This is a genomic window from Hyphomicrobium sp. 2TAF46, from assembly GCF_052114865.1.
Classification (GTDB): domain Bacteria; phylum Pseudomonadota; class Alphaproteobacteria; order Rhizobiales; family Hyphomicrobiaceae; genus Hyphomicrobium_B.
Window position 1 is genome coordinate 507,498 of record NZ_JBFRFO010000002.1, and the last position, 21,128, is coordinate 528,625.

The following is a 21,128-nucleotide window of genomic DNA, read 5'->3' on the forward strand; positions in this document are numbered from 1 at the left end:
AAAAGCAATCTAAAACTTGAAATTGATCATCTTCCTCATGATGACGACGCCCATCCCCATCCACACCGCGCCGAGGACAATCATGAAATGCCCCACGGTCGTTGTAAAAAGCGGCATCATGTAATCGGGCGAAGAAAGATAGACCATCGACATGACGCCCGGCGGCAACGAGCCGAGCACCAGCGCCGATGCCTTCGCTTCGGCAGAAAGCGCCTTTACTTTAAGCGCGAGCATTTGCCGGTCCCGGAGCACGTTCGAAAGGTTCGAGAGCGCTTCCGACAGGTTTCCGCCCGACTGCTGCTGAATGCTGATGACGATCGTCAGAAAGCGCATCTCCGGCAGCGGCATGCGCTCGCACATCCGTTCAAGGCCATCACCGATAGAAAGCCCCAGCCTTTGCTGATCGACGACTTCGCGAAATTCACTCGCAAGCGGTTCGGGGCTTTCGCGCGAAATGACCTGAATGCATTCATTCAACGGCAAGCCCGACTTGATGCCGCGCACCACGACGTCGAGCGCATTCGCCATTTGACCGACGAATTTCTGTTGGCGGCGATTGATCATTTTATTCAGGATCCAGCGCGGCAACCCGAGCCCGCCGACGAACACGACGACGAAGGTACCCACCATCGGAAGGCCGATGACGAAGATTGAGATCGATGCCAACAAAGCGGCAAGCAGTGCGCTCGCGACATAGAATTCGCGCGGCGTCATTTTCGTGCCGGCCCGCACCAGCTTCAGGCTGAGAGTAACCTTCTTATTAGCGTTCTCTCGATCTTCGAGTTCCTTCAAGGTGTCCGCGACCGATTTCCGGCGGCTGCTCTGAACGTCACCGGCGGCATTCGCAAGGCGTGCACCGCGCACACCGGAAACACTCTCCAGTCGCTTCGCCTGCCGGTCATCCGAAAAATACGGGTAGGCAAGTGCGAATACCACGCCTGCAAATGCCAGCGCCGCAAGCAGCGGAATCAATAGGGAATGAAGATCGACGTCAGTCATTGCGATCTCCCAGCGGACTACCGTGCTTGTCTGCGATTTCGGAAGCGACCAGCGCCGTCATCAGTCGCTCGGCCTCGCCGTAGTATTCCGCGCGCTCCATGAAACGCGGCCGCGTGATGCCCGTGGACCGGTGCCTGCCGATCAGCTTCCCGTGCGCATCCTCGCCGGTAATTTCGTAGACGACCAAATTCTGGAGCGTGATCGTCTCTTCTTCCATCCCGAGGACTTCGGTGACGTGCGTGATCTTGCGCGATCCGTCGCGAAGGCGCGACGCCTGAACGATCACGTCGACCGAGCCGCAAATCATCTCGCGAATGGTTTTGATCGGCAGCGCGTAACCGCCCTGCATGATCATCGATTCAAGACGGCTCAAGGCCTCGCGCGGGCTGTTGGCGTGCAAGGTGCCCATCGAGCCGTCGTGGCCGGTATTCATCGCCTGCAGCAAGTCGAAAGCCTCGGGTCCGCGAACCTCGCCGACGATGATCCGCTCGGGCCGCATACGCAGGCAGTTCTTGATGAGATCGCGCATCTTGATCTCGCCCTCGCCTTCGAGGTTGGGCGGGCGGGTTTCAAGACGCACGACGTGCGGCTGCTGTAGCTGCAGCTCCGCCGAATCTTCGCACGTGATGATGCGCTCGTCGTGATCGATCGAACCAGTGAGACAGTTGAGCAGCGTCGTCTTGCCGGAACCCGTGCCGCCGGAAATCAACACGTTGCAGCGTACCCGGCCGATGATCTCGAGGATCGTCTTCCCGTCTGGGGTGATCGAGCCGTATTTCACCAGCTGCTCGAGTCTCAGACGATCCTTCTTGAACTTTCGGATCGTAAGCGCCGGCCCGTCGATCGCGAGCGGGGGGGCGATGACGTTGACGCGCGATCCATCGGGAAGGCGCGCGTCGCATATCGGGCTCGATTCATCGACACGCCGGCCAACCTGGCTGACGATGCGCTGACAGATATTCATCAGCTGCTGATTGTCCGCGAACCGGACATTGGTCTTTTGCACCTTGCCCGCGACCTCGATGAAGGTCGTGCCGGCGCCGTTCACCATGATGTCGGCAATGTCGTCGCGCGCGAGAAGCGGCTCGAGCGGGCCGTAGCCCAGAACGTCGTTGCAAATATCTTCGAGCAGCTCTTCCTGCTCGGCAATCGACATCACGACGTTCTTGATTTGAATGATTTCGCTGACGATGTCGCGGATCTCTTCGCGCGCCGCAATGCCGTCGAGCTTCGACAGCTGCGTGAGATCGATCGTATCGATCAACGCGTTGAAGACCGTCGTTTTGACGTCGTAGTACTCTTCCGAATGTCGCCGCTGTGATTCGACGACCGGCTCCGCCGACCGCTGCACGGGCGGGCTCGCAGGCATGGTCGTCCGCCCTGGCGCCGCTGCACGCGCTTCGATAGCTGCAACAGCCGCCTGCGGTTCAGGTGACTGCGGCGCAACGCGCCTCTCTGACGATGAATCGTTCGAGCGCCTACCGAACATGCGATCCAGATCCTCAACGCTTGAGCTTCAACTTCTCCAGGATCGGCGCGATGGCCGACAGCGGCGAACTCTGTTTTTCCGCTTTAGTGTCTTTACGGCGCGTTAGCCTGAACGCCAGTTCGTGAAACTTCTCGATAGCTTTGGCTTTTGCGTTGAACTCACCGAGCATCTGGCCATTGTTGGCGGCCTGGCTGAAGGTCTCGGAGTCATAGTCGATGACCGAGATCACCTTTAGCCCCAGAGCCTGCTCGAATTCCTTAACGCTGATTTCCTGCCGCTTCGGCACGTTTGCCATGTTGAGGACGAGATGCGGCTTCTCGTCGTTTTTTCGCACCGTCTTCAGCAGATCGACGATGTTCTTGGCATTCCGGAGGTTCGCCAGATCCGGCACGGCCGTGATGACAACCTCGTCGGCCTGCAAGAGTACGCGCTTCGACCACGCCGACCACCCGTGCGGAAGATCGACGGCAACGAACGGCACATTCTGGCGCGCCACATCGATGACGATGGAGCAAGCTTCCGGGGAAATTTCGTAATCGCGGTCGAGAACCACGGGCGCCGCGAAAATCGAGAGATGTTCCGAGCATTTCGTCAGCAGGCGGTCGAGCAGCTGATCGTCGAGACGTTCGGGCGTCGCCAGAGCTTCGGCAATTCCCTGCACCGGGTCCTGGTTGAAATCGAGCCCCGTGGTGCCGAAGGCCAGATCGAGATCGGCGATCGTGACGTCGGATTTCAAAACCTCCGACATCGTCCACGCCACGTTGTGGCAGATGGTCGACGATCCGACGCCGCCTTTCGCACCGATGAACGCGAACACATGGCCGACGGGGTCGGTCTCGGGATTGTTGTAGAGATTCGAGATGCTCTCCATCAACGCCATCGGATCGACGGGCGCGACGAGATACTCCGCGACGCCGCGCTTCAGGAGTTCGCGATAGAGAACCACATCGTTATGGCGTCCGACGACGATGACCTTGGTCCCCGGATCGCAGCTTTCCGCGAGCCGGTCGAGATCGGCGAGCAGCTGGCCCGCTTTGAGCGCACTGTCGAGAATGATCAGATTTGGCGTCGGACTATCGACATAATGCGCGACGGCGGCGCCGATGCCGCCCATATGAACGCTGACATGCGCCTTCGACAACCGGCGGTCACCGGCGGCATGCTCAAGCGCTTCCGCGACATGAGCATCATCGCAAAATGCCTGGATCGAAATGCGCGGAATGGGCCGGGCGCGATCCGCTGGGTGGAGTTCCTGCGGCGCGGCATCATCGAGAAACGGCTCGTCGCTTGGAATGGCTGAAGCGTTCTTGGACATGTCGTCTCCGAAAGATCAGTTGCTGGCGCCAGGTTTCGCGATTGCGGCGTCTTCGCTCTTCGCACCGATCGGCGCGCCCTTCACGTATTTCGCGTACATATCGTCACGCCGATTTGCATCGCGGCTCGTCATCGTGCGCGGACCGAGAAGATCGGCCGGGTTCGCCACCATGACCGCGAGATTGCGTTGTCCCGCGCAGCCCATGTTCGGATAGGGCGTGTTCTGATAAGTGCGCGCGAGATTTTCCGACCAGTCTTTTCCGCAGTCGGGCGCTTCGGCGACATAGCGCATGTATGACAACCGCAGCGGCGCGTCCCGGCCGTCCGCATGATAAGCCTCGACCGCGATCGAGGTTTCTGAATAGCCGCTTTCGATCATCAAGTGACGAGCCTCGTCGGCCGCTTGCATCGCAGCGCTCTCATTTGGCGATCCGCCGGGAGCCGAAATGACGATGCGACTGTTGCCGGCATCCGAGGCCTTGCTCCGACCGGCGAACTCTAAGACGCGCGCACGCTGCATCGGCGTCAATCCGTCGGCACTCGTCGCGACTCTGAGGTTGAGCGTTGCCGGCTGCTGCGACACGAGGATCGGGTGGCGCTGCTCGGGGTCGACGAGCTGCCAACCCGCAACCTGAGGACCGGGCGCGTCGTGGCGGCAACCGGCGACGATAACCGGAAGCAACGCGGCGATGAGGACCTTCGCTATGCCCGATCGCACATTTTGCGGAAGGCGGTCGGTCGTGCACTTGCTCGGCATGATGCGTCTGCGCCCCAGCTATTCGACGATAAAACCGTAGTCACCCTTGAGACCGCCGGAAGGCATGACTTCGCTCTTGCCGTAGATCCTGTTGAGATGACCGAGAAAGTCCGCCTTGAGATCGGTCGCAGGCGCCAATCCGTCCGTCGGCGCCGCAAGCTGCTGACGCGACGTCGGCTGCACGAGATACGGCGTCACGATGACGACGAGCTCCGACTCCTGGTTCTGGAAATCGCGGCTGCGGAACAGAGTGCCGAGAATCGGAATGTCCTTTGCGCCAGGCAAGCCGTCGATGTTTTGCTGCGTTTTAGTGTTGATGAGCCCCGCAAGCGCCAGCGATCCGCCCGACGGCAGCTCCACCACAGTCTTAGCCTGCCGCGTATCGAACACCGGATTACCGCCGATGAACTGCGAAATATCGCTCACGCTGGTATCGATCTTCAGGCTAATGCGGCCTTCCGACAAAACGACCGGCGTAAACGAGAGTTGGACGCCAAATTTCTTGAACGCAACAGAGCTCGCTCCTGTTTGCGTGTCGACGCCGGTGACGTAAGGCACCTCGCCGCCCGCGAGGAATTCGGCTGCCTCCCCGGAGATGGCGGTGAGGTTCGGCTCGGCAAGCGTGCGGATCAACCCGTCGCGTTCCAGCGCTCGTATGGCCGACTGAATCCGATTGGATCCGGAACCCCAGCCCGAAAGCAGGCCGCTGTTGCCGATGGCGCCGTTACCGGGACCGGAGTTGAACGGGCAGATCGGCGCGCCGACGGCGCAGGCCGCGCCCGCAGCCGCAGGAACACCGAACGTCGGAAGCGATCCGAGGCCTTGCGCGGTCGTAATCGGGAATGAGTTTTGCGTGAGAAGCGTCGTCGAGAAGCTTCCCGATTGCAGCACGCCGCCGAGGTTCACGCCCATCTGCTTCAGAAGCGTACGCTGCACTTCGGCGACGGTCACCTTGAGCATCACCTGCTCTTCGGCTTCGACCGCCAGCATATTGATGACGGATTCCTTGACCTGGTTGGTCTGGCTCTGCTGCGACGCCACGCCTTCTTTGAGGTTAATAGACGCGCTCACGAGTTGCTGCGAGATGAACTGTGCGGCGATGTCGCCGGCGCGCGTCGAGTCGATCGGGCTCTTGACGCTTCCAGTCAGGATAACCGTCTGATTGAGCATCTCGACCTTGATCGACGAGCCGGTGATGATCCGGTTCAGAAGCGCCTGCAGCCCCGCCGTTTCCCTTTCGATGTAAAGTTCCATGGTCGCGAATTGCGCGCCTGACGTATCGAAAAAGAAAGCGTTCGCTTCGCCCATTCCTTTGGCGAGGAGAAAGACGCGGTTGGAGCTGAGCACCACCGCATCGACGACCGCAGGATTCGACACCATCACATCGCGGACATCCCGCGGGAATTCGAGCAGGACCGATTTGCCCATGCCGATCTTGAGGCTTTTCCGGATCGGTCCGCCAGCGTCCTGGATACGGATGAAGGACTGATGCTGCCCCGCGCCCGTGATGTCGCGATAAGACTCGTCGGAGTCTTGCGGCTGCGCTGAAGCCCCGGAAAGGGCCAGCATCGCGCCGGCAAGCATCACGATGGCGCGCAACTGTGCGCGCCACGAAAATCCGAAATTACTGCGCATGAGGCCCTATTACCTTATGACGACCACTGACTAACGATTTACTCAGTTCACGCCATACACACGCGACTTGGCTCCGTAGCGAACGATGCGCACGGAATTGTTTTTAGGCTTATCAAGATTGAGACTGCCGGCCCGTGCCGGATCGGTGCTCAAATCAGCGACACTGCGAAGCGACAGCGTGATTTCGCCCATTGAATTCGCGAGCGCCATCATCTCGGCTTGCCGCGGCGTCAGCTCCAGTGTCGCCGTCGTCGCCGAGCCGTCCGCCGCCTTCTTGCCTTCCTTCGTCTCGATCTGCTGCCCAATGGCCATCACACGCACATTGCGAAACAGCGTATCGGCGACGGTCTCTTCATGATTGCTGCGATTGCGCACCTGACGGATCAGAATGACGTCGACATGATCGTTCGGAAGGATCAAGCTGCCGGCCGCCGTCTCGGCTTTGATCTTCGTCGAAATGGCACGCATGCCTTGCGGCAGGATCGCAGCGAGAACGCCGCCCTGTCCTGCCTTGATCAGCTTCTGCGTGGTGATCGGCTCTCCCGCGAGCATCGGCGAACGCGCCACCGAGCCGGAGAGATTGTGCATCATCGCAACGCCGCCGCCCTGCTTCGTGACGTAACTCGCCGACACCGCTTCGGACGGCCAGGCTACCCAGCGAAAGCTTCCCTCGTTGACGATCTGCCCAACCGGGATATCCGACCCGGCGACCAGAACCTCTGTGGCGTCGACGGTTTTCTCGACGGTGACAGGAGCCGGCGGCGGCCGCACGAAAGCGCGCGCAACATAATAGGCAAGCCCGGCGGCACCTAAAGCCACCGAAAATCCAATGAGCTGAGCCCGTTTCATCCGCCCCGTAGTCCCTTGAGATCAAAAATCGATCTGCTCAGGACGATGACGCCCAATTGTCAATTTGAGGTTAATCTCTGTCTCGAAGCGAGGCTAAGGCAGAGAAACGTTGTATTGACAGTTATGAGAGCATTAACGGATGCCCGCCGCCGATGCACGAAGGCGGCGAGTACGTTACGCGAGAAGCGAAAGAAAGAGGTCCGTCATCGGGAAGACCGCGAGCGCGCCGGCTGCGATGGCGATGCCGTAGGGTATGGGACCCTTCGGAATGTGAAGGCGCCGTGCCCATCCCGGAAGGGCAAATGCTTCGGCCGGAACCAAATTGCGATAACCGAGAATCGCGAGCGACAGCACGCCGCCGAAAGCCGCGACGAACACGAGGTATTCGACAATATGATTGGCGCCGATCCAGATGCTTCCAGCGGCAATCAGCTTGGCATCGCCGCCACCGAGAAGATTGAGCGAAAAGAGAACGAACGTCACCGCCAGGATCAGTAACCCGATCGCGAGGTTCATGCCGAATGTCTCGAGCGGCATACGCGTGAGAATCGCCACGGCGACAAAGCCGCCGACAAGCGCGAGCGAGATCTTGTTCGGTATCTTCATTGTGAAGAGATCGTTGGCAGCAGCAAAGGCCATCGCAACGGGAAAGGTCATGAGAAAAAGCGATGCAAGCGACGTCATATGCAGAAACCTAGATGAATGCCACGAACGCCACGAGAATGCAGTATTTGAGTAAAAGCGGGCCTAACGAAAAAAGGCTCCGCGTGCCGCCCTTAGGCTCTGTCAGTTTGCCGGGGCGAAGGATGCAGCGATGGAGTTAAACGTGCCCTGCAATGTTGTCGAAATCTGGCTCAAAGCGCCGGCAATGCACGTACTCACGATCCCGGCGATCAATGCATATTCGATGGCCGTCGCGCCGTCTTCGTCACGCAGAAAGTTCCGCACAAGATCCTGATACATGCCGAAAAATCCCTTCTGTTTGCCTGGTTGGGCGCATTCGCCTTCCAGGGAACTGCTCCGGACAAGGCCAACGCAGAGTTATTAATCGTCGGTGGCCGGATGAATTCACGAAGCATTCCGGTAGAACCGAAAACCTTGATAAAAAAATGCGCCCGGAGCCCTTCTCCGAGCGCATTTTATGTATCCAAGCCAATACTACTTACTTACTGGCCATTCGCAGTAGTAAGTTCGCTACTCACTTTGCTGAACGTCGCATTGAGCTGCGTGCCAACGCCCTGGAGCGCGGTGATGATGCCGACAGCGACGATCGCGGCGATCAGGCCGTATTCGATGGCCGTTGCACCCGACTCGTCGTTCATGAAACGCGAAAACATGTTCATTTGTACTCTCCCAAAACTAGTCACAAGTAGTGTCCGATCCTGGTCCACCGGGGGTATCCGTCCTCGCGGTTGAACTTTAGCGAGAATAATCGTCAAAAATTAAATTCAGGTAAAACCGCAGAGGTTGAGCAGGTGAGACGACTAAAGACCAAATGAACACGGATTATTTCACAAGCATTAAAAGTATACATGAAGAAGAAACTCGATAAATTTCGTTACCAAATCGAAAATAACCGCACAAATACGCGAAAAATAATGGTATTTATAAGTTAATACTACTTAATTATTTGATTTTTTGCGGCGAGAGGCGAGAGAGTCAGAGTATAAATCCTGGCATCTTCTGCCCCACGATCTCGGCCGCAGCCGCGCGTGACCTTGGATGATCACCGCCAGCACTCGCGGGCGCACATTCAACTCAAGTAACTTTTTCCCTTCTGGCGAATGACGCGCCGCAACTTGCGCGATCGCGCCGAGGCGCCTCGCGCTCGATTGAGACGACCGTTACCAGTTCCTTCACCAATTCGTGCGGTAATTATCTCATCCTCGAGACATCGGACGCCGCATGCCCGCAAGATTCAAAACGACCGCAACGCCGCTTCGCCTTATTCGTCGCGCCGGCTACGCGAGCCTCATTGGGTTGCTTGCGACACCGGCCACCGCCGGCGATCTGATCGTGCGCTACGATCAATCGCAATTGCTGCGGCTTCCGAGACCGGCGTCCGAAATCATCGTCGGCAATCCCTCGATCGCGGACGTTACGCTTCAAGACGGCAACCTGCTCGTCGTGACCGGCAAGACATTCGGCATCACGAACATCATCGCTCTCGATACCGACCACAACGTCATCCAGGATCAGCGGGTGATGGTAGAGCGCGACGACCGCAGGGTCGTGAATTTGCATAAGGGGAGCCAGCGCTTCACGTTCGCCTGCACGCCGAATTGCGAACCGACGCTGACGATCGGCGATGAGAAGGATTTCTTCGAGAACGTCAAATCCGCCAACTCGAGCAAGACCAAATTCTCGGAAAGCGCGTCGGATCAGGGCATCAACGCCAACAACCAGCAATAATAGGCTGGAGGCCAACTGCGCCGCCCGGGTCAGAGAAGACGTATCGCTTTCGTTTAACGCTTTATGAACCGCGCAGAAGGAAAGACCTTTCGATAAATACGCTTTTAATGTTCCAGGACTACCTCTCAGCATAACGAGTGATGAGGGGCGCAATGCTTCTGCGGATGCCTATCTCCAATTTAAGAAAGGTTTGTCGCCGGCCGCTTTTGCAGGTCAGCAGCCTTCGTCGCCTTCAACGCGACGACAACGGCGCGACCGCGGTCGAGTTTGCGATCGTCGTGACTCCCTTCTTGCTGTTCATCCTCGGGCTCGTCGGCTGCGCCTTTTATTTCTTCATCATGAACTCGATCGAGAAGGGGATGGACCAAGCCACCCGGCTCATTCGAACCGGCCAGGCCGTTACCCAGAAGATGACCGTCGATCAATTCAGAAAGGCCATTTGCTCGGGAGCGGGCGCCTGGATCGATTGCAACAATCTGAAAGTCTTCGCTCAGGCCGCGGACACCTGGACCGATTCACTGCAGCCGACGCAGTGCTTGGGTAACACCAATAACCAAAACCAGATCATGAAGCCCACGGATCTGATCGCAATATATACGGGCAACGCAAGCCAGGTCGTCATCGTCACGACCTGCTACCAATGGAATTTCACCGCCAAGCTGCCCCTCATCAAGCTTGGCAATTCCCCAGACGGTTCGACCATGCTGCAAACCGCGACCGCGTTCCGCAGCGAGCCATACCCGAGCAATTGAACCCATGCACCAGATCGGTCATCTCCGATTGATATCGCGATTTCGCTGTTTCTTACGCGATAGCGGCGGCGTCGCGGCAGTTGAATTCGCCTTCCTGGCTCCGGTGCTGATGTTGATGACCTTCGGCACTTTCGAAATAACCCGCGCGCTGATGATGCACCAGCGCTTTCAGAGGGCGACGGCAATGATCGGCGATCTCGTCGCTCGCGAGCAGCAACTCGGGGCGAGCAGTTCCGAAGCCGTGACTCAGCTGAACTCGATCATGAAGGCGGCGCAGCACGCGATGGCGCCATACAGCTACACATCATTGCAGATGGGGATCTATCAATTCAGGGCGAACAGCACCGACGCGACCAAGACGCGGATCGAATGGTCTTACGGGTACAACAACATGATCATTCAGCCCTGCTCTCTGACTTACACCGCGAACAAGCTGGTGCCCTCGAACCTGCTCTCGAAAGGCGACGCGGCAATCATCATCGATGCCAAGTACCAGTTTTCACCGCTTCTGACGAACCTCCTGCCGAATGTTATCAAGCAGATGACTTGGACCGACACGATTACGTTTGCTCCGCGATTCGGCTCGGTGTTTTACGGCCAAGCCACGCAAAATTCGGTTTGCCCGACCTAGTCGGCCCCTCACGATAAACTTTCCCGGCCAGTGTGTGAGCCGGGCACCCATACCTGATTAAATTTACATACTTTTTTAATTAATCCGACTACGGAGGAAATTAATCCTCCGCCAGCGGAACGGATAGCATCCAATTGTCAGCGAACACCTCGTCGAGGCAAGTAATGGGAATTATTTTTTCGCCGGGAGGAAGGAATTGAGTAATCCTTTCTAGCAACGGCAAGACCCTCTCTTGTTTTGTCGCAACCATCCGGTACAGTTTGCTCGTTTAGCATTAAAAATGCTTAGGGACCTGTCACCTTATGGGACGAAGATCCGTACATTCACCGGAGGAATTGCGGCAGCTCATCCTTGATGCCTCGCAGACGATCGTCGAGCGCAACGGGATTACGGGATTATCCGCTCGAGAAATCGCCCGCATGATCGGTTATTCACCGGGCACGCTCTACAATATATTCGAGAACCTGGACGACGTTCTGCTGACCCTCCAGGTGCAGCTGATGGGCCGTACTCTCGAGCACATGAAGCGCGTGCCGCTCGGACCGGATAACGACAAAAATATCGAAGCATTGGCGTATGGATACGTCGATTTCGCACTCGTCAATCGCCGGATGTGGAACCTGTTTCTTGCCCACAGCTTGCCGCCGGGAACGAGCGTGCCGGTATTACTGCACGATTATACGAATAGTCTGATGGATATCGTTAGAGGCGCTCTTGAACCGATTGCGCCCCATGAGCCGCGGGAATCGCTGGACGCAATGGCGCGCGCTTTTTGGGCCGGTTTGAATGGCATTACGGCAATAGCCGCTACCGAAAAGGGCGTTTATCTGACGCCCGCCACGGCACAATCGTACGCCAAGGAATTGACGACGCTCTTTCTTAAGGGCTTGCGTTCCGAGGCGGCGCATCGGTAACCGGAGCAGCCTCAGGCACTGCTTCCGCAGCGGGCTTGGGCGCCACAACCTCCGGCGCAGTCTTTGCTGCTTCCGGATGCGCACCGTTCGCCTGCGGCGCGCCCCCATGATCGCTGATTGAACTTGTCGTGATGCCGTTCGCGGCGTCCGGCTTCCGGCTGGCAAAGTGCGGCCCCTCGACGATCCCGAACCATTTGTCAGTCGGAAGAAGCCGCTGGCTGAGGCCCGTCCACATGCTCCGCGAACTGAGGCCATCGACGAATGTCGTCGTCTGGGGCGAAAGCATGATCGCCGCGGCAACTGCGCCCGCCATTGCAACCGACGCGCCGATGTGCCGACGATCGAAAAGCTTCAGCGCTGTGCCGAACGACGATTTGATGCGCGTGTCCATCACGTCGACGGAATAGATCTCATCCAGCGTCAGGTGCGTGATGTAGCCGACGAACATGAAAGCGGCCGCGAGCCAGGAAACGCCCTCCGGCTTGTCGAGCAGATGCCGGAACACGATCGCTGTCGCGACGGACGAGAAGACCGCGGCGAGGATCGAATGCCAGATGCCTCTGTGCACCGAAATCCGATGGAAGATCGCGTGCAGTCCGTATCGCACGAGCAGCAGCGTCCCGAGCCACAGCACCCAGAGTTCGGCTATCGAGTATTTGGTCGCCGCGTTGAATAGAACTGCGAATGAAAAGAAGATCGCGAGCCCGGCAAACATCGCGCGGCTCGGCCGCGAGTCCTTGAGATCGATATCGGGCAGCACGGAACCGAGCACCCCCGCCAAAGTTACCGCGACGAGATTCTGCGGGGCCACGACGTCTGCGGCGAGCGTGAGGGTTGCAAGCGCACCCGTTACGACGGTACCAATCGCGATGTGAGTGGTGAAATTCGCCATGATTGCCCCAAACCGCAATGCCTGCTCGGAAGCCGAGACTTGAGGACTGGCTGGCGGTCCTCTCTTGGGCTAATGGAGCATCAGATTCGCACCCTCCCGGCGAGGGCCTGATGCGGCGCGGATGTGGATAAGCCTGCGAGCACGAAGGCTGCACTGGGCGCAGCGACGCTCTGCTCCCATGGGCAGTGATTCGAAATTTGAGACCAATACGCACCCATCGAGGGAACACGACTCTTAATGTTCACGGCCGCTGAAAATAAAGACCACAGAATTGCACGCATCGCCGCGATCAATATCGCCGTGGCGTTGATCGTCGTGTCGTTGAAATATATCGCCTACGCTGTTTCCGGATCGGTGGCCCTCTTCTCCGATGCGCTCGAAAGCATTGTCAACGTGATGACCGCGATCGCGGCCTACAGCGCCATCCGGCTCAGTTCCAAACCTGCTGACGCCGATCATCCCTTCGGCCACTACAAGGCCGAATTCCTCGCCGCCATGTTCGAAGGCGCGATGATCGCCGTCGCCGCCGTGCTCATTTTGATCAAGGCTTACTCCGGCTTGGTCAATGGCGTCGAATTTGAGAATCCGGGCCTTGGCCTCGCAATCAACGTCCTGTCGACGATAATCAACGCCGGCTGGGCTTGGGCGATGATCAAATGGGGAAGGAATTGGCGCTCGCCGGCACTCGTGGCGGATGGCCAGCATCTGTTCACGGACGTCATCACGTCAGTCGGTGTCGTCATCGCCCTGATCTTGGCCATTCTGACGGGCTGGACCATTCTCGACCCACTGATTGCCGCCGCCGTCGCGACCCACATCCTCTTCATGGGCTACAACATAGCTACGGAGTCCATGTCGCGATTGATGGATCAAGCGGCGAGTCCGGACATCGAGGGCCGCATCAGAGGCGTTATCGAAGCAAACGGCCATGGCGCGCTCGAGGCGCACGATATTCGCACCCGCCAGGCCGGGCGCGCGCTCTTCATCGAATTTCATCTCGTCGTGCCGGGCACGATGACCGTCGATGACGCCCACGTCATTTGCGACCGGCTCGAGGATGCGATTGAGCAGAGCATCGAAGGCTCGGAGGTCGTGATTCACGTCGAGCCGGAGTACAAGGCGAAGCCGGAGGCGTCGGGCGCCGTACCGCTTTAGGCGCGAACGGCCCAGAGATCGTATTCATCGGCTTCGACAACTTTGCCGCGGATGACATCACCGGCTTTCAGTTCGTCGTCACCGTTGAGAAACACATTGCCGTCGATATCGGGCGCATCCCACTTGGAGCGTCCAATGGCGCCCTCTTCGTCGACCTCATCGATGATGATGTCGATCGTCGTTCCGACGCGATCTCGCAGCATGTCGCTGCTGACCTCTTTCTGCGCTGCCATGAAACGATGCCAGCGCTCTTCCTTCACCTCTTCCGGAACCGCGCCCTCGATCGCGTTGGCGCGCGCGCCGTCAACGGCTTCATACTTGAAGCAACCGGCGCGGTTGATCTTGGCTTCCTTGAGCCAGCTGAGCAGGAACTCGAAATCTTCTTCGGTCTCGCCCGGAAACCCGACGATGAACGTCGAACGAATGGCGAGGTCCGGACAGACGTCACGCCACCGGCGGATGCGCTCTGCCGTCTTCTCCTGCGACGCCGGACGGCGCATCGCCTTCAAGACGGAAGGAGAGGCGTGCTGAAAAGGAATGTCGAGATAGGGAAGGATCTTGCCCTCGGCCATCAACGGAATGACGTCGTCGACATGCGGATAGGGGTAAACATAGTGCATCCGCACCCACGCACCGAGATCACCCAGCGCCCGCGATAAATCGAGAAACCGCGCTTTGAGCGATCCGCCCTTCCACGCGCTTTCCGCATACTTCAGATCGAGACCGTAGGCGCTCGTATCCTGGCTAATGACGAGCAGCTCTTTGACGCCCGCGCTGACGAGCCGCTCTGCCTCAATCAAGACGTGGTTCGCGGGACGGCTGGCGAGATCGCCTCTGAGCGACGGGATGATGCAGAACGTGCACCGGTTGTTGCAACCCTCCGAAATCTTCAGATAGGCGTAATGGCGCGGCGTAAGCCTAAGCCCCTCGGGCGGCACGAGATCGAGAAAGGGATCGTGCAGCGGCGGCACGGCGTCGTGCACGGCCTCGACGACCTGCTCGTATTGATGCGGACCCGTTACGGCGAGAACGCCCGGATGCGCCTCGCGAATACGGTCCTCCTCGACGCCGAAACAGCCGGTGACGATCACGCGCCCATTGCCGTTCATTGCCTCGCCGATGGCGTCCAGACTTTCCTTCTTGGCGGAATCGAGAAAGCCGCACGTGTTGACGACGACGACGTCGGCACCGGAATAGTCGCGCGCAATCGAGTAACCTTCGGATCTGAGCTTGGTAATGATGCGTTCGCTATCGACGAGCGCCTTCGGGCACCCGAGCGAGACGAACCCGACCTTGGGCGTGCGCGGTTCCGGCGCGCTTGGGCCGTGCGCTAGCCGCCGCACCTTTGCACTTGCCTTTGCCTTGATCTTTCCAGAGGGTCTCGCCATGTTCGCGCTTCTAGCCTTCGGACTTCGCAAGCGCAATCGCGACACTGTAGCAGCTTCCTGAAGATAGCCCCGTGACCGGTATCCAAACCGACCAGGTTTCCCATAAAACCGGCGCTCCGCTTACCAATCCGCGTGCGGCGGCAAGAGCTTGGCTCGAAGCCGGGCGTCCGGTCGCCATCGCAACGGTGATCGAAACCTGGGGCTCGGCGTCGGTGCCGCCCGGCGGCCAAATGGTGATTGCCGGCATCGACGAATTCCAGGGCTCCGTTTCGGGAGGCCCTGTCGAAGCGGACGTCATCTCCGCGGGGCTCGATGTCGTCAAGACCGGCAAACCGGTAACTTTGAGTTTCGGCATCCCCGATGAAGCCGCGCAGCGTGCCGGCCTTGCGTGCGGCGGCAAGATACGCATTTACGTCGCGCGCCTCGATCCGAAAACCGGCCTCGACTTGATCAGACGATTGGAAGACGCCGCCGCCAAACGCGCTCCCGTTGTCGTCACGACGCACCTCTCGGACGGCGCCTACGAAATCCACGATGGGAGGACGACGGCCGATCCGGCGATTGCAGAAGCGGTCCGGCGCGCCCGCAGCGCCGTCGACAAAAGCGGCGATACGTTCGTTCATGCATTTACGCCGCCGCCGCGCATCGTCATCGTCGGCGCGACCCACATCGCTCAGCATCTTGCAACGATGGCAACCGCGGCCGGGTACGAAGTCAAGGTTCTCGATCCGAGAACGTCATTTGCCAATGCCGCGCGTTTCGATGCATCTCAGATCGTCGCCAGATCGCCGAAAGAGGCCTTCGAGAAAACGCCCGCCGATCCGTTCACGGCCGTTGTGACGCTGAGCCACGTGGGTCAGATCGACGATGAAGCGCTGACCATCGCGCTCAACTCGCCATGCCGCTACATCGGCTCTCTCGGCTCGCGGCGAACGCATGCCAAGCGCGTGGAACGATTGAAGGCCGCGGGCTTCACGGATGCTGCCATCGCCCGCATCAACGCCCCCGTCGGCCTCGACATCAAGGCCGAGACGCCCGGCGAAATCGCCACCTCGATCCTCGCCCAAATCATTTCGGCCTTCCGGAAAGTGCCGGAGTAAAACGCCCCGCGATCCTCCGCGCCGCCGGTCAGACGACCCGACGCAAGTGATTGTCGAACGCAATATCGCGAAGCTCGTGCTCCGCGATCGTCGAGGCCTGCGCCGTTTCATAGCGCACCACGCCGAAGCCCGATGATGCCGCGAAGTCAGCGTCGCCATGAGACGCAAGTCCGCACACATCCTTCAAATTGCTCTGCCCGACAACCTTCGCCGTAGCGGTGTCGACGTAGAGCACGTGCCCTGCTTTCGGAGCGCTGGCCGCAATCGTCCGCCCGTCGGCGCTCACCGCCATAGCGCCGATGTATCCCTTGAGGTCGCTGCCGCCCTTGGCCTGCGGCTCGATGAGCTTCAACGCCCGATCCGGACCCGCGCTGCCGACGAGCTGCGGAGTCTCGCCCGGGCTGCCTTCCCATTGAGCGCCGAACCATACGAGGCCCGTAGCGTCTTGCGTGACATGCCGGATCGAAAGCGATTTGAGACCGCCCGTCATGTCATGCTTGGCGATGAGCTTGCCGGTAACGGCGTCGACGAACGCCAGCGACGGCTCCATCGCATCGACGTTGAGATTTTCGCGTCCAGCATCCGGCACCGTATCGAGACCGCCGTTGCCGACGGCGATCGTCCGGCCGTCCGCCAGCAGCATGATCTCGTGCGGGCCGGTGCCGTAGCTCGGATGTTCGCCAATCTTCTTGAAGCCGGAAGCGACGTCGTAGATCCCGATCAGACCCTGTCCGCTGCCGATGTCGGCCTCGGACGCGTAGAGCAGTCGCCCGTCCTGCGAGAAACTGCCGTGACCGAAATAGTGCCGCCCTTCGCCGGGCGTGAAGACGTATGGCTGACGCGTCGTGCCGAGGTCGAAGGCGACGCCGAACGTTCCCGGCCGCCGCGCGAAGACAGCAACGTTGTTCGACGGGCGGTGAATGGCGATGTCGTGGCCGCGGCCCGAGAGGGCAACCTCTCTGATGACCGATCCATCGGCGCGAAGAAGAAGCACGCTGTACGTGCCTTCGGCGCGGCGCGCGGCGCTGACGTAGGCGATGTCGTCAGTGCCCTTTGCCAGAGCGCCACGCATCGGCGCCGTCCCAACGAACGCCAGCGTGCCGAGCAGCAACGATCTCCGGTCAATCGCCATCGAGTTCATTGAACCCCACAGTCAGCTTGGCTGCCACCGACAGCCGGTTGGACACCATGTTGCGAAGTCCGTTCGTGCGGTCGAAAATTTCTCGCGGCGTGGGCGCATCGTCGCGCTCTGCATGTGCGGCGTGACCGCCAGCGCCGTCGCTCGCTTCGAGTGCGCGCCACGTTCCCGCAACCCAGTCCTTCATCCAGCGCTTGTCGGGCGTGAGATAATCTTCGAGCTGGAGCACTTTGTAGAGTTGGTGTAGCGACGCGATGCTGGCCGCATAGTACGGCTTCTGCAGTCCCGATTTGTCGTAGGGCGGCTTGAGACGAATTTTGGGATCGATCTGCGGCTTGATCTGCAGATCGGCCGTCAGCGACAGTCCGACGATCAACGCTTTGACGACCTCGACGGCGGCTTCGCTCGGGTTCTTGTAGGTATCATTGTCGGGACCGGCATGGAGCATCTTCTCGGCCCAGCCGCCCGGCTTCTCCCACTCGGTGACGATCTCGCCCACCAGACGAACGATATTCGCGGCGATCGCCTCCGCGAAAAGGCAGCGATAATGCGCCGGCTCGCCAGGCCCGAGCGGCACATCCGGATCGCGGATCAGAATTTCGAGCGCCGTCAGCCCTTGCACCGCGGCACTCTGTTTGCCAAGCGCGCCAGACTGCGCGATCGCCTCGTCCTGCTTCGTCAGAATGAGCCGCATCTGCCGCGCCAGATAGCCCCGCGGATCGGGCCAGAACGAGAGCTGCTCGCGGCGGCCCCCTTCGAGCATCGGCCCGAAGCGAAGAAAATCGACGCCGGCATAGGCAATAACGGCCTTGTCAAATTGCTCCGAAAGCTCGCGGTTGGCGTCCGCTGAGCCCGTTTTGCAGACGTTTGCGACTGCCGCCGGCAAGGGCTCCGCTGCCGCCTTCAGTGCTTCGAAATGCGGAATGATGTGCCTCTCGATCGCAGCCTTCACCATCCCCTCATGACTGATGGGTTCGCTGGCGGAGACGCTTGCGGCTTGCACAACTAATGCGAGGATCGAGAGCCCGACGAGGGTCGCTTTTCGTATCATCTTAACCCGTTCACGTATTCGGCAAGCCGCCTCTTGTCGTCCGGCGAGAGCGCCTCGAAAAGATTACGGCTATGCTCGGCCTCGCCGCCGTGTTTTCCAATCGCTTCTTCCACGGTCGCGGCCGACCCGTCATGGAGGAAACGCCGTTGCTCGGAAGGTAAACGGTGACCGATGAGCGGGGCAGTCCGCCATTCCGATGACTTGACGCCGGGCTCGCCGACACCGTCATCGAGCGAAGGACCCATATCGTGAAGAAGCAGATCGGTGAAGGCCGGAATTTGCCGCCCGTCGCGCGTCGCCAGCGTCTGCACGTGGCAACTGGCGCATCCGATGGCGCCAAAGACCGCGGCGCCAGGGGAATTCGCCGCATCCGATGCCGCGCGCAGCGTTTTGAGATAGCTGTCGATGTACCCGAGCATCGCCGAGGAAATCTCGCGCCCATCGAATTCCGGGCTCTCACCGTTCGGCAAAGCGAGGCACGCCGTCTCGAGCTTCGTGCAGTCCCCGTAAGGGAACGGCATTTTCGGACTGGATAATCCGATATCGATTGCAAATGCATGCGCTACCTGATCGTTCAGTGTCACGTGCGCAGCTTTCCAGCCGTAGCGCCCGATCCCCTGCGCGGTGACGTTTGCGCGTCCTTTGATACCGTCCGCATTGCGATCGCCCGGATCGGCGCGCTTCAGAATTTCTTCGTCCGGAACGTCATCGAACGCCGCCCGTCCGAAGAGCGGCGGCGCGAGCCGAACGCCCGCGTGGACGCCGTCGGCGAGCGCCGGACCCGCAAGGTTGTATTTAAGACCAGGAAGAAAGCGCGCCTGCCCTTCAGGCATCAAAGTGGGCACCGCATCGGTCTGCAGTTGCAGGCCATAAAAAGGATCGGTCGTTCCGTCGCCCTTACCGAAGCGCACGACAGCACCCGAAATATCCGCTTGCCCATCGTCACGGGTCACGAGATGCGCGCCCTCGCCGCGCGAATGGCAGCCGGTGCAGGAGCGCGATGAGAAGAGCGGCCCGAGCCCGTCGGTAGCCTTCGTCGAAGCCGGCGCGGGGATCCATTGACGGTCAAAGAGCGCTTTCCCGACCGCCGCATCGAGTTGATCCGCTCGAAGCATATCTTCAGGCGCAAGTGTAACGAACAGCAGTGCAATCGAGATGCGAAGCCAGCCGTTCACACGACCTCGATGTAGCCCATCATGCCGGCTTCTTGATGCTCGAGAATATGGCAATGGAACATCCACTTTCCAGGTTCGCCCGCAACGAGGCCAACCTCGATACGCTCATTGGGGAGCAGCAGCACCGTATCGCAGCGAACGCGTGGATGGTGCCGCAAGCTCGAACTCAATACTTCGAAAGTGTGCCCGTGAATATGGATCGGATGCGACCGCGGCGTCGTGTTCTTCAACTCGAAGATGTAGCTGTTGCCGGATTTCAGAACCGCGAACGGCGGCCCGAGATCCTTATGATCGTGTCCGGGCCAAGCCTCCTTGTTGATGGCCCAGAACGTCCGTTTCGAGAGACAGAGCGGGCCGATCTGGATGTCTGAAACGGCACTCGTCGCAGCAATCGAAGCGCCAGTTGGCGTCGCGGAGAATTCAAATGGCATCCGCTGCGCCGAAGCTTCGTCGAGCTTGGCGAACGGCATCACCTTCAGCGGCGTCGGCTCGAACGGACCCGTGCGCTTCGGCGGACCTTCCGACTTGAATTCCGCGAGCAGGTACGGCTCTTTCGAAAAATAGTCGAAGAGCTTCACAGATTCTCCCGGCGCCGCCGTGCGCAGCAAAACGTCGAGGCGCATGCCAGTGCCCATCCGCCAGGATTCGAACGCCATCGGCGGAATTCCGTTGCCATCGACCGCGATGATCGCCGCGCCGGCATTCTCGAAGCCGATTTCGGAAATGCGCATCGGATCGAGATTGTAGAAGCGAATACGAATGTCGGCCGACGACGGAACGGTGATGACGGGCGATTTCTCTCCATTGACGGAACGAACGGTCCCGGGCGTACCGCCCTTGGCGGCACCCTCGTCCGTCGTGAACGGCAGGAATGCGCCATCGGGACCGATGCGCCAGTCTTTCATCAAGAGCACGACTTCATCGTCAGGCGGCGAAACTTCGTCACCCTCGACGATCAGCACGCCAATCAAACCGCGCCCGAAATGCTCGGTCGAGTTGCAGTGCGTATGGAAGAAAAACGAGCCCGTATCCGGCGGCACGAAGGAATAACGGCCTTCAGCCCCCTGGGCGATCGGCTGCTGCGTCATGTAGGGGACGCCGTCTTGATCGTTCGGAATCCGGAGGCCGTGCCAGTGGATCGAGGCGACCTCGCCGACCATCGGCAGATTGTTTTTGAAGACCGTATCGAACCGCTCGCCGAGCTTCATCCGCACGATCGGAAACGTCGCGCCGGCCTCGAACGTCCACAACGGCAACGTTTTGCCATCGAAGCACGGAAGCGCCGTCGGCCGTTCCGCTAGATCGAAGGTGACCGCTTTGACGCCCTCTGCGATAGGCCGGGCGATGACCTCCAGCGGATCGGCCGCGCGCGCTTCAACCCTGCGTCCAACGGCGAGAAAACCCGCCGCTGCGCTTCCCGAAAACGCCGCTGCGCCGGCGATGAGGTCTCTGCGTGTCACCATGCGAAAACCTCATC

General features: G+C 59.7%; 21 protein-coding genes. 6 read left to right on the forward strand and 15 right to left on the reverse strand.

Features of this window, described 5'->3' with window-relative positions; genetic code table 11:
• Window positions 1-9: 9 nt before the first annotated feature.
• The 9 genes from AB4Z24_RS06305 to AB4Z24_RS06345 all read right to left on the reverse strand — a co-directional run bounded on the left by AB4Z24_RS06305 (window position 10) and on the right by AB4Z24_RS06345 (window position 8,386).
• Window positions 10-999 (reverse strand): type II secretion system F family protein, encoded by a 990-nt coding sequence (locus AB4Z24_RS06305; protein WP_441706643.1) that lies wholly within the window; start codon window positions 997-999, stop codon window positions 10-12.
• On the reverse strand, window positions 992-2,488 hold the full coding sequence (locus AB4Z24_RS06310) for a CpaF family protein (protein ID WP_441706645.1): 1,497 nt from the start codon (window positions 2,486-2,488) through the stop codon (window positions 992-994). The genes AB4Z24_RS06305 and AB4Z24_RS06310 overlap by 8 nt, the downstream gene beginning before the upstream one ends.
• 13 nt (window positions 2,489-2,501) lie before the next feature.
• Window positions 2,502-3,803, reverse strand: coding sequence for an AAA family ATPase (locus tag AB4Z24_RS06315; protein WP_441706647.1), 1,302 nt, complete (start codon window positions 3,801-3,803; stop codon window positions 2,502-2,504).
• Between the two features lie 15 nt (window positions 3,804-3,818).
• Window positions 3,819-4,559: a CpaD family pilus assembly protein gene (locus AB4Z24_RS06320; RefSeq protein WP_441706649.1), complete on the reverse strand. Its 741-nt coding sequence runs from the start codon at window positions 4,557-4,559 to the stop codon at window positions 3,819-3,821.
• Window positions 4,560-4,577: 18 nt separating this feature from the next.
• Window positions 4,578-6,194, reverse strand: coding sequence for a type II and III secretion system protein family protein (locus AB4Z24_RS06325; RefSeq protein ID WP_441706650.1), 1,617 nt, complete (start codon window positions 6,192-6,194; stop codon window positions 4,578-4,580).
• Between the two features lie 42 nt (window positions 6,195-6,236).
• A complete protein-coding gene (gene cpaB, locus AB4Z24_RS06330; RefSeq protein WP_441706652.1) occupies window positions 6,237-7,043 on the reverse strand; it encodes a Flp pilus assembly protein CpaB in 807 nt (268 codons plus the stop codon).
• A gap of 174 nt (window positions 7,044-7,217) precedes the next feature.
• A complete protein-coding gene (locus AB4Z24_RS06335; protein ID WP_441706654.1) occupies window positions 7,218-7,700 on the reverse strand; it encodes an A24 family peptidase in 483 nt (160 codons plus the stop codon).
• A gap of 129 nt (window positions 7,701-7,829) precedes the next feature.
• Window positions 7,830-8,006 (reverse strand): Flp family type IVb pilin, encoded by a 177-nt coding sequence (locus AB4Z24_RS06340; RefSeq protein WP_441706656.1) that lies wholly within the window; start codon window positions 8,004-8,006, stop codon window positions 7,830-7,832.
• Between the two features lie 203 nt (window positions 8,007-8,209).
• Window positions 8,210-8,386 (reverse strand): Flp family type IVb pilin, encoded by a 177-nt coding sequence (locus AB4Z24_RS06345; protein WP_441706658.1) that lies wholly within the window; start codon window positions 8,384-8,386, stop codon window positions 8,210-8,212.
• Window positions 8,387-8,948: 562 nt separating this feature from the next.
• Here AB4Z24_RS06345 and AB4Z24_RS06350 point away from each other — a divergent pair.
• The 4 genes from AB4Z24_RS06350 to AB4Z24_RS06365 all read left to right on the forward strand — a co-directional run bounded on the left by AB4Z24_RS06350 (window position 8,949) and on the right by AB4Z24_RS06365 (window position 11,752).
• A complete protein-coding gene (locus AB4Z24_RS06350) occupies window positions 8,949-9,455 on the forward strand; it encodes a pilus assembly protein N-terminal domain-containing protein (protein WP_441706660.1) in 507 nt (168 codons plus the stop codon).
• Between the two features lie 278 nt (window positions 9,456-9,733).
• Complete coding sequence (locus tag AB4Z24_RS06355; protein WP_441706662.1) at window positions 9,734-10,207, forward strand: TadE/TadG family type IV pilus assembly protein; 474 nt, start codon at window positions 9,734-9,736, stop codon at window positions 10,205-10,207.
• Window positions 10,208-10,211: 4 nt separating this feature from the next.
• Window positions 10,212-10,838, forward strand: a complete 627-nt coding sequence (locus AB4Z24_RS06360; RefSeq protein ID WP_441706663.1) for a TadE/TadG family type IV pilus assembly protein — start codon at window positions 10,212-10,214, stop codon at window positions 10,836-10,838.
• A gap of 302 nt (window positions 10,839-11,140) precedes the next feature.
• Entirely contained in the window at window positions 11,141-11,752 is a 612-nt protein-coding gene (locus tag AB4Z24_RS06365; RefSeq protein WP_441706665.1) for a TetR/AcrR family transcriptional regulator, read from the forward strand.
• Here AB4Z24_RS06365 and AB4Z24_RS06370 read toward each other — a convergent pair.
• Window positions 11,718-12,644 (reverse strand): metal-dependent hydrolase, encoded by a 927-nt coding sequence (locus AB4Z24_RS06370; protein WP_441706667.1) that lies wholly within the window; start codon window positions 12,642-12,644, stop codon window positions 11,718-11,720. The genes AB4Z24_RS06365 and AB4Z24_RS06370 overlap by 35 nt on opposite strands.
• A 237-nt stretch (window positions 12,645-12,881) precedes the next feature.
• Here AB4Z24_RS06370 and AB4Z24_RS06375 point away from each other — a divergent pair, with 237 nt between their 5' ends.
• Window positions 12,882-13,799, forward strand: a complete 918-nt coding sequence (locus AB4Z24_RS06375; RefSeq protein WP_441706669.1) for a cation diffusion facilitator family transporter — start codon at window positions 12,882-12,884, stop codon at window positions 13,797-13,799.
• Here the strand turns inward: AB4Z24_RS06375 and rimO are convergent.
• Window positions 13,796-15,187 (reverse strand): 30S ribosomal protein S12 methylthiotransferase RimO, encoded by a 1,392-nt coding sequence (gene rimO / locus AB4Z24_RS06380; RefSeq protein WP_441706671.1) that lies wholly within the window; start codon window positions 15,185-15,187, stop codon window positions 13,796-13,798. The two genes, AB4Z24_RS06375 and rimO, sit on opposite strands and share 4 nt — an antisense overlap.
• A 71-nt stretch (window positions 15,188-15,258) precedes the next feature.
• Here rimO and AB4Z24_RS06385 point away from each other — a divergent pair, with 71 nt between their 5' ends.
• Window positions 15,259-16,287 (forward strand): XdhC family protein, encoded by a 1,029-nt coding sequence (locus AB4Z24_RS06385; RefSeq protein WP_441706673.1) that lies wholly within the window; start codon window positions 15,259-15,261, stop codon window positions 16,285-16,287.
• Between the two features lie 28 nt (window positions 16,288-16,315).
• Here AB4Z24_RS06385 and AB4Z24_RS06390 read toward each other — a convergent pair whose 3' ends face one another.
• The 4 genes from AB4Z24_RS06390 to AB4Z24_RS06405 are packed head-to-tail and all read right to left on the reverse strand — an operon-like array spanning window position 16,316 to window position 21,114.
• A complete protein-coding gene (locus AB4Z24_RS06390) occupies window positions 16,316-17,419 on the reverse strand; it encodes a DUF1513 domain-containing protein (protein ID WP_441706674.1) in 1,104 nt (367 codons plus the stop codon).
• Complete coding sequence (locus tag AB4Z24_RS06395) at window positions 17,409-18,476, reverse strand: imelysin family protein (protein WP_441706676.1); 1,068 nt, start codon at window positions 18,474-18,476, stop codon at window positions 17,409-17,411. The genes AB4Z24_RS06390 and AB4Z24_RS06395 overlap by 11 nt, the downstream gene beginning before the upstream one ends.
• Window positions 18,473-19,651 (reverse strand): di-heme oxidoredictase family protein, encoded by a 1,179-nt coding sequence (locus AB4Z24_RS06400; protein WP_441706677.1) that lies wholly within the window; start codon window positions 19,649-19,651, stop codon window positions 18,473-18,475. Before AB4Z24_RS06400 ends, AB4Z24_RS06395 begins: the two co-directional genes overlap by 4 nt.
• Window positions 19,648-21,114, reverse strand: a complete 1,467-nt coding sequence (locus AB4Z24_RS06405) for a multicopper oxidase family protein (RefSeq protein ID WP_441706679.1) — start codon at window positions 21,112-21,114, stop codon at window positions 19,648-19,650. Before AB4Z24_RS06405 ends, AB4Z24_RS06400 begins: the two co-directional genes overlap by 4 nt.
• Between the last annotated feature and the right edge of the window lie 14 nt (window positions 21,115-21,128).

Excerpts from the sequence above, each read along its gene's own strand:
- rimO (WP_441706671.1), bottom strand. The coding sequence starts at position 15,187 with ATGGCGAGACCCTCTGGAAAGATCAAGGCAAAGGCAAGTGCAAAGGTG.
- AB4Z24_RS06310 (WP_441706645.1), bottom strand. The coding sequence starts at position 2,488 with ATGTTCGGTAGGCGCTCGAACGATTCATCGTCAGAGAGGCGCGTTGCG.
- AB4Z24_RS06360 (WP_441706663.1), top strand. The coding sequence starts at position 10,212 with ATGCACCAGATCGGTCATCTCCGATTGATATCGCGATTTCGCTGTTTC.
- AB4Z24_RS06320 (WP_441706649.1), bottom strand. The coding sequence starts at position 4,559 with ATGCCGAGCAAGTGCACGACCGACCGCCTTCCGCAAAATGTGCGATCG.
- cpaB (WP_441706652.1), bottom strand. The coding sequence starts at position 7,043 with ATGAAACGGGCTCAGCTCATTGGATTTTCGGTGGCTTTAGGTGCCGCC.
- AB4Z24_RS06325 (WP_441706650.1), bottom strand. The coding sequence starts at position 6,194 with ATGCGCAGTAATTTCGGATTTTCGTGGCGCGCACAGTTGCGCGCCATC.
- AB4Z24_RS06350 (WP_441706660.1), top strand. The coding sequence starts at position 8,949 with ATGCCCGCAAGATTCAAAACGACCGCAACGCCGCTTCGCCTTATTCGT.
- AB4Z24_RS06405 (WP_441706679.1), bottom strand. The coding sequence starts at position 21,114 with ATGGTGACACGCAGAGACCTCATCGCCGGCGCAGCGGCGTTTTCGGGA.
- AB4Z24_RS06395 (WP_441706676.1), bottom strand. The coding sequence starts at position 18,476 with ATGATACGAAAAGCGACCCTCGTCGGGCTCTCGATCCTCGCATTAGTT.
- AB4Z24_RS06390 (WP_441706674.1), bottom strand. The coding sequence starts at position 17,419 with ATGGCGATTGACCGGAGATCGTTGCTGCTCGGCACGCTGGCGTTCGTT.
- AB4Z24_RS06345 (WP_441706658.1), bottom strand. The coding sequence starts at position 8,386 with ATGAACATGTTTTCGCGTTTCATGAACGACGAGTCGGGTGCAACGGCC.
- AB4Z24_RS06315 (WP_441706647.1), bottom strand. The coding sequence starts at position 3,803 with ATGTCCAAGAACGCTTCAGCCATTCCAAGCGACGAGCCGTTTCTCGAT.
- AB4Z24_RS06305 (WP_441706643.1), bottom strand. The coding sequence starts at position 999 with ATGACTGACGTCGATCTTCATTCCCTATTGATTCCGCTGCTTGCGGCG.
- AB4Z24_RS06370 (WP_441706667.1), bottom strand. The coding sequence starts at position 12,644 with ATGGCGAATTTCACCACTCACATCGCGATTGGTACCGTCGTAACGGGT.
- AB4Z24_RS06340 (WP_441706656.1), bottom strand. The coding sequence starts at position 8,006 with ATGTATCAGGATCTTGTGCGGAACTTTCTGCGTGACGAAGACGGCGCG.
- AB4Z24_RS06375 (WP_441706669.1), top strand. The coding sequence starts at position 12,882 with ATGTTCACGGCCGCTGAAAATAAAGACCACAGAATTGCACGCATCGCC.
- AB4Z24_RS06365 (WP_441706665.1), top strand. The coding sequence starts at position 11,141 with ATGGGACGAAGATCCGTACATTCACCGGAGGAATTGCGGCAGCTCATC.
- AB4Z24_RS06335 (WP_441706654.1), bottom strand. The coding sequence starts at position 7,700 with ATGACCTTTCCCGTTGCGATGGCCTTTGCTGCTGCCAACGATCTCTTC.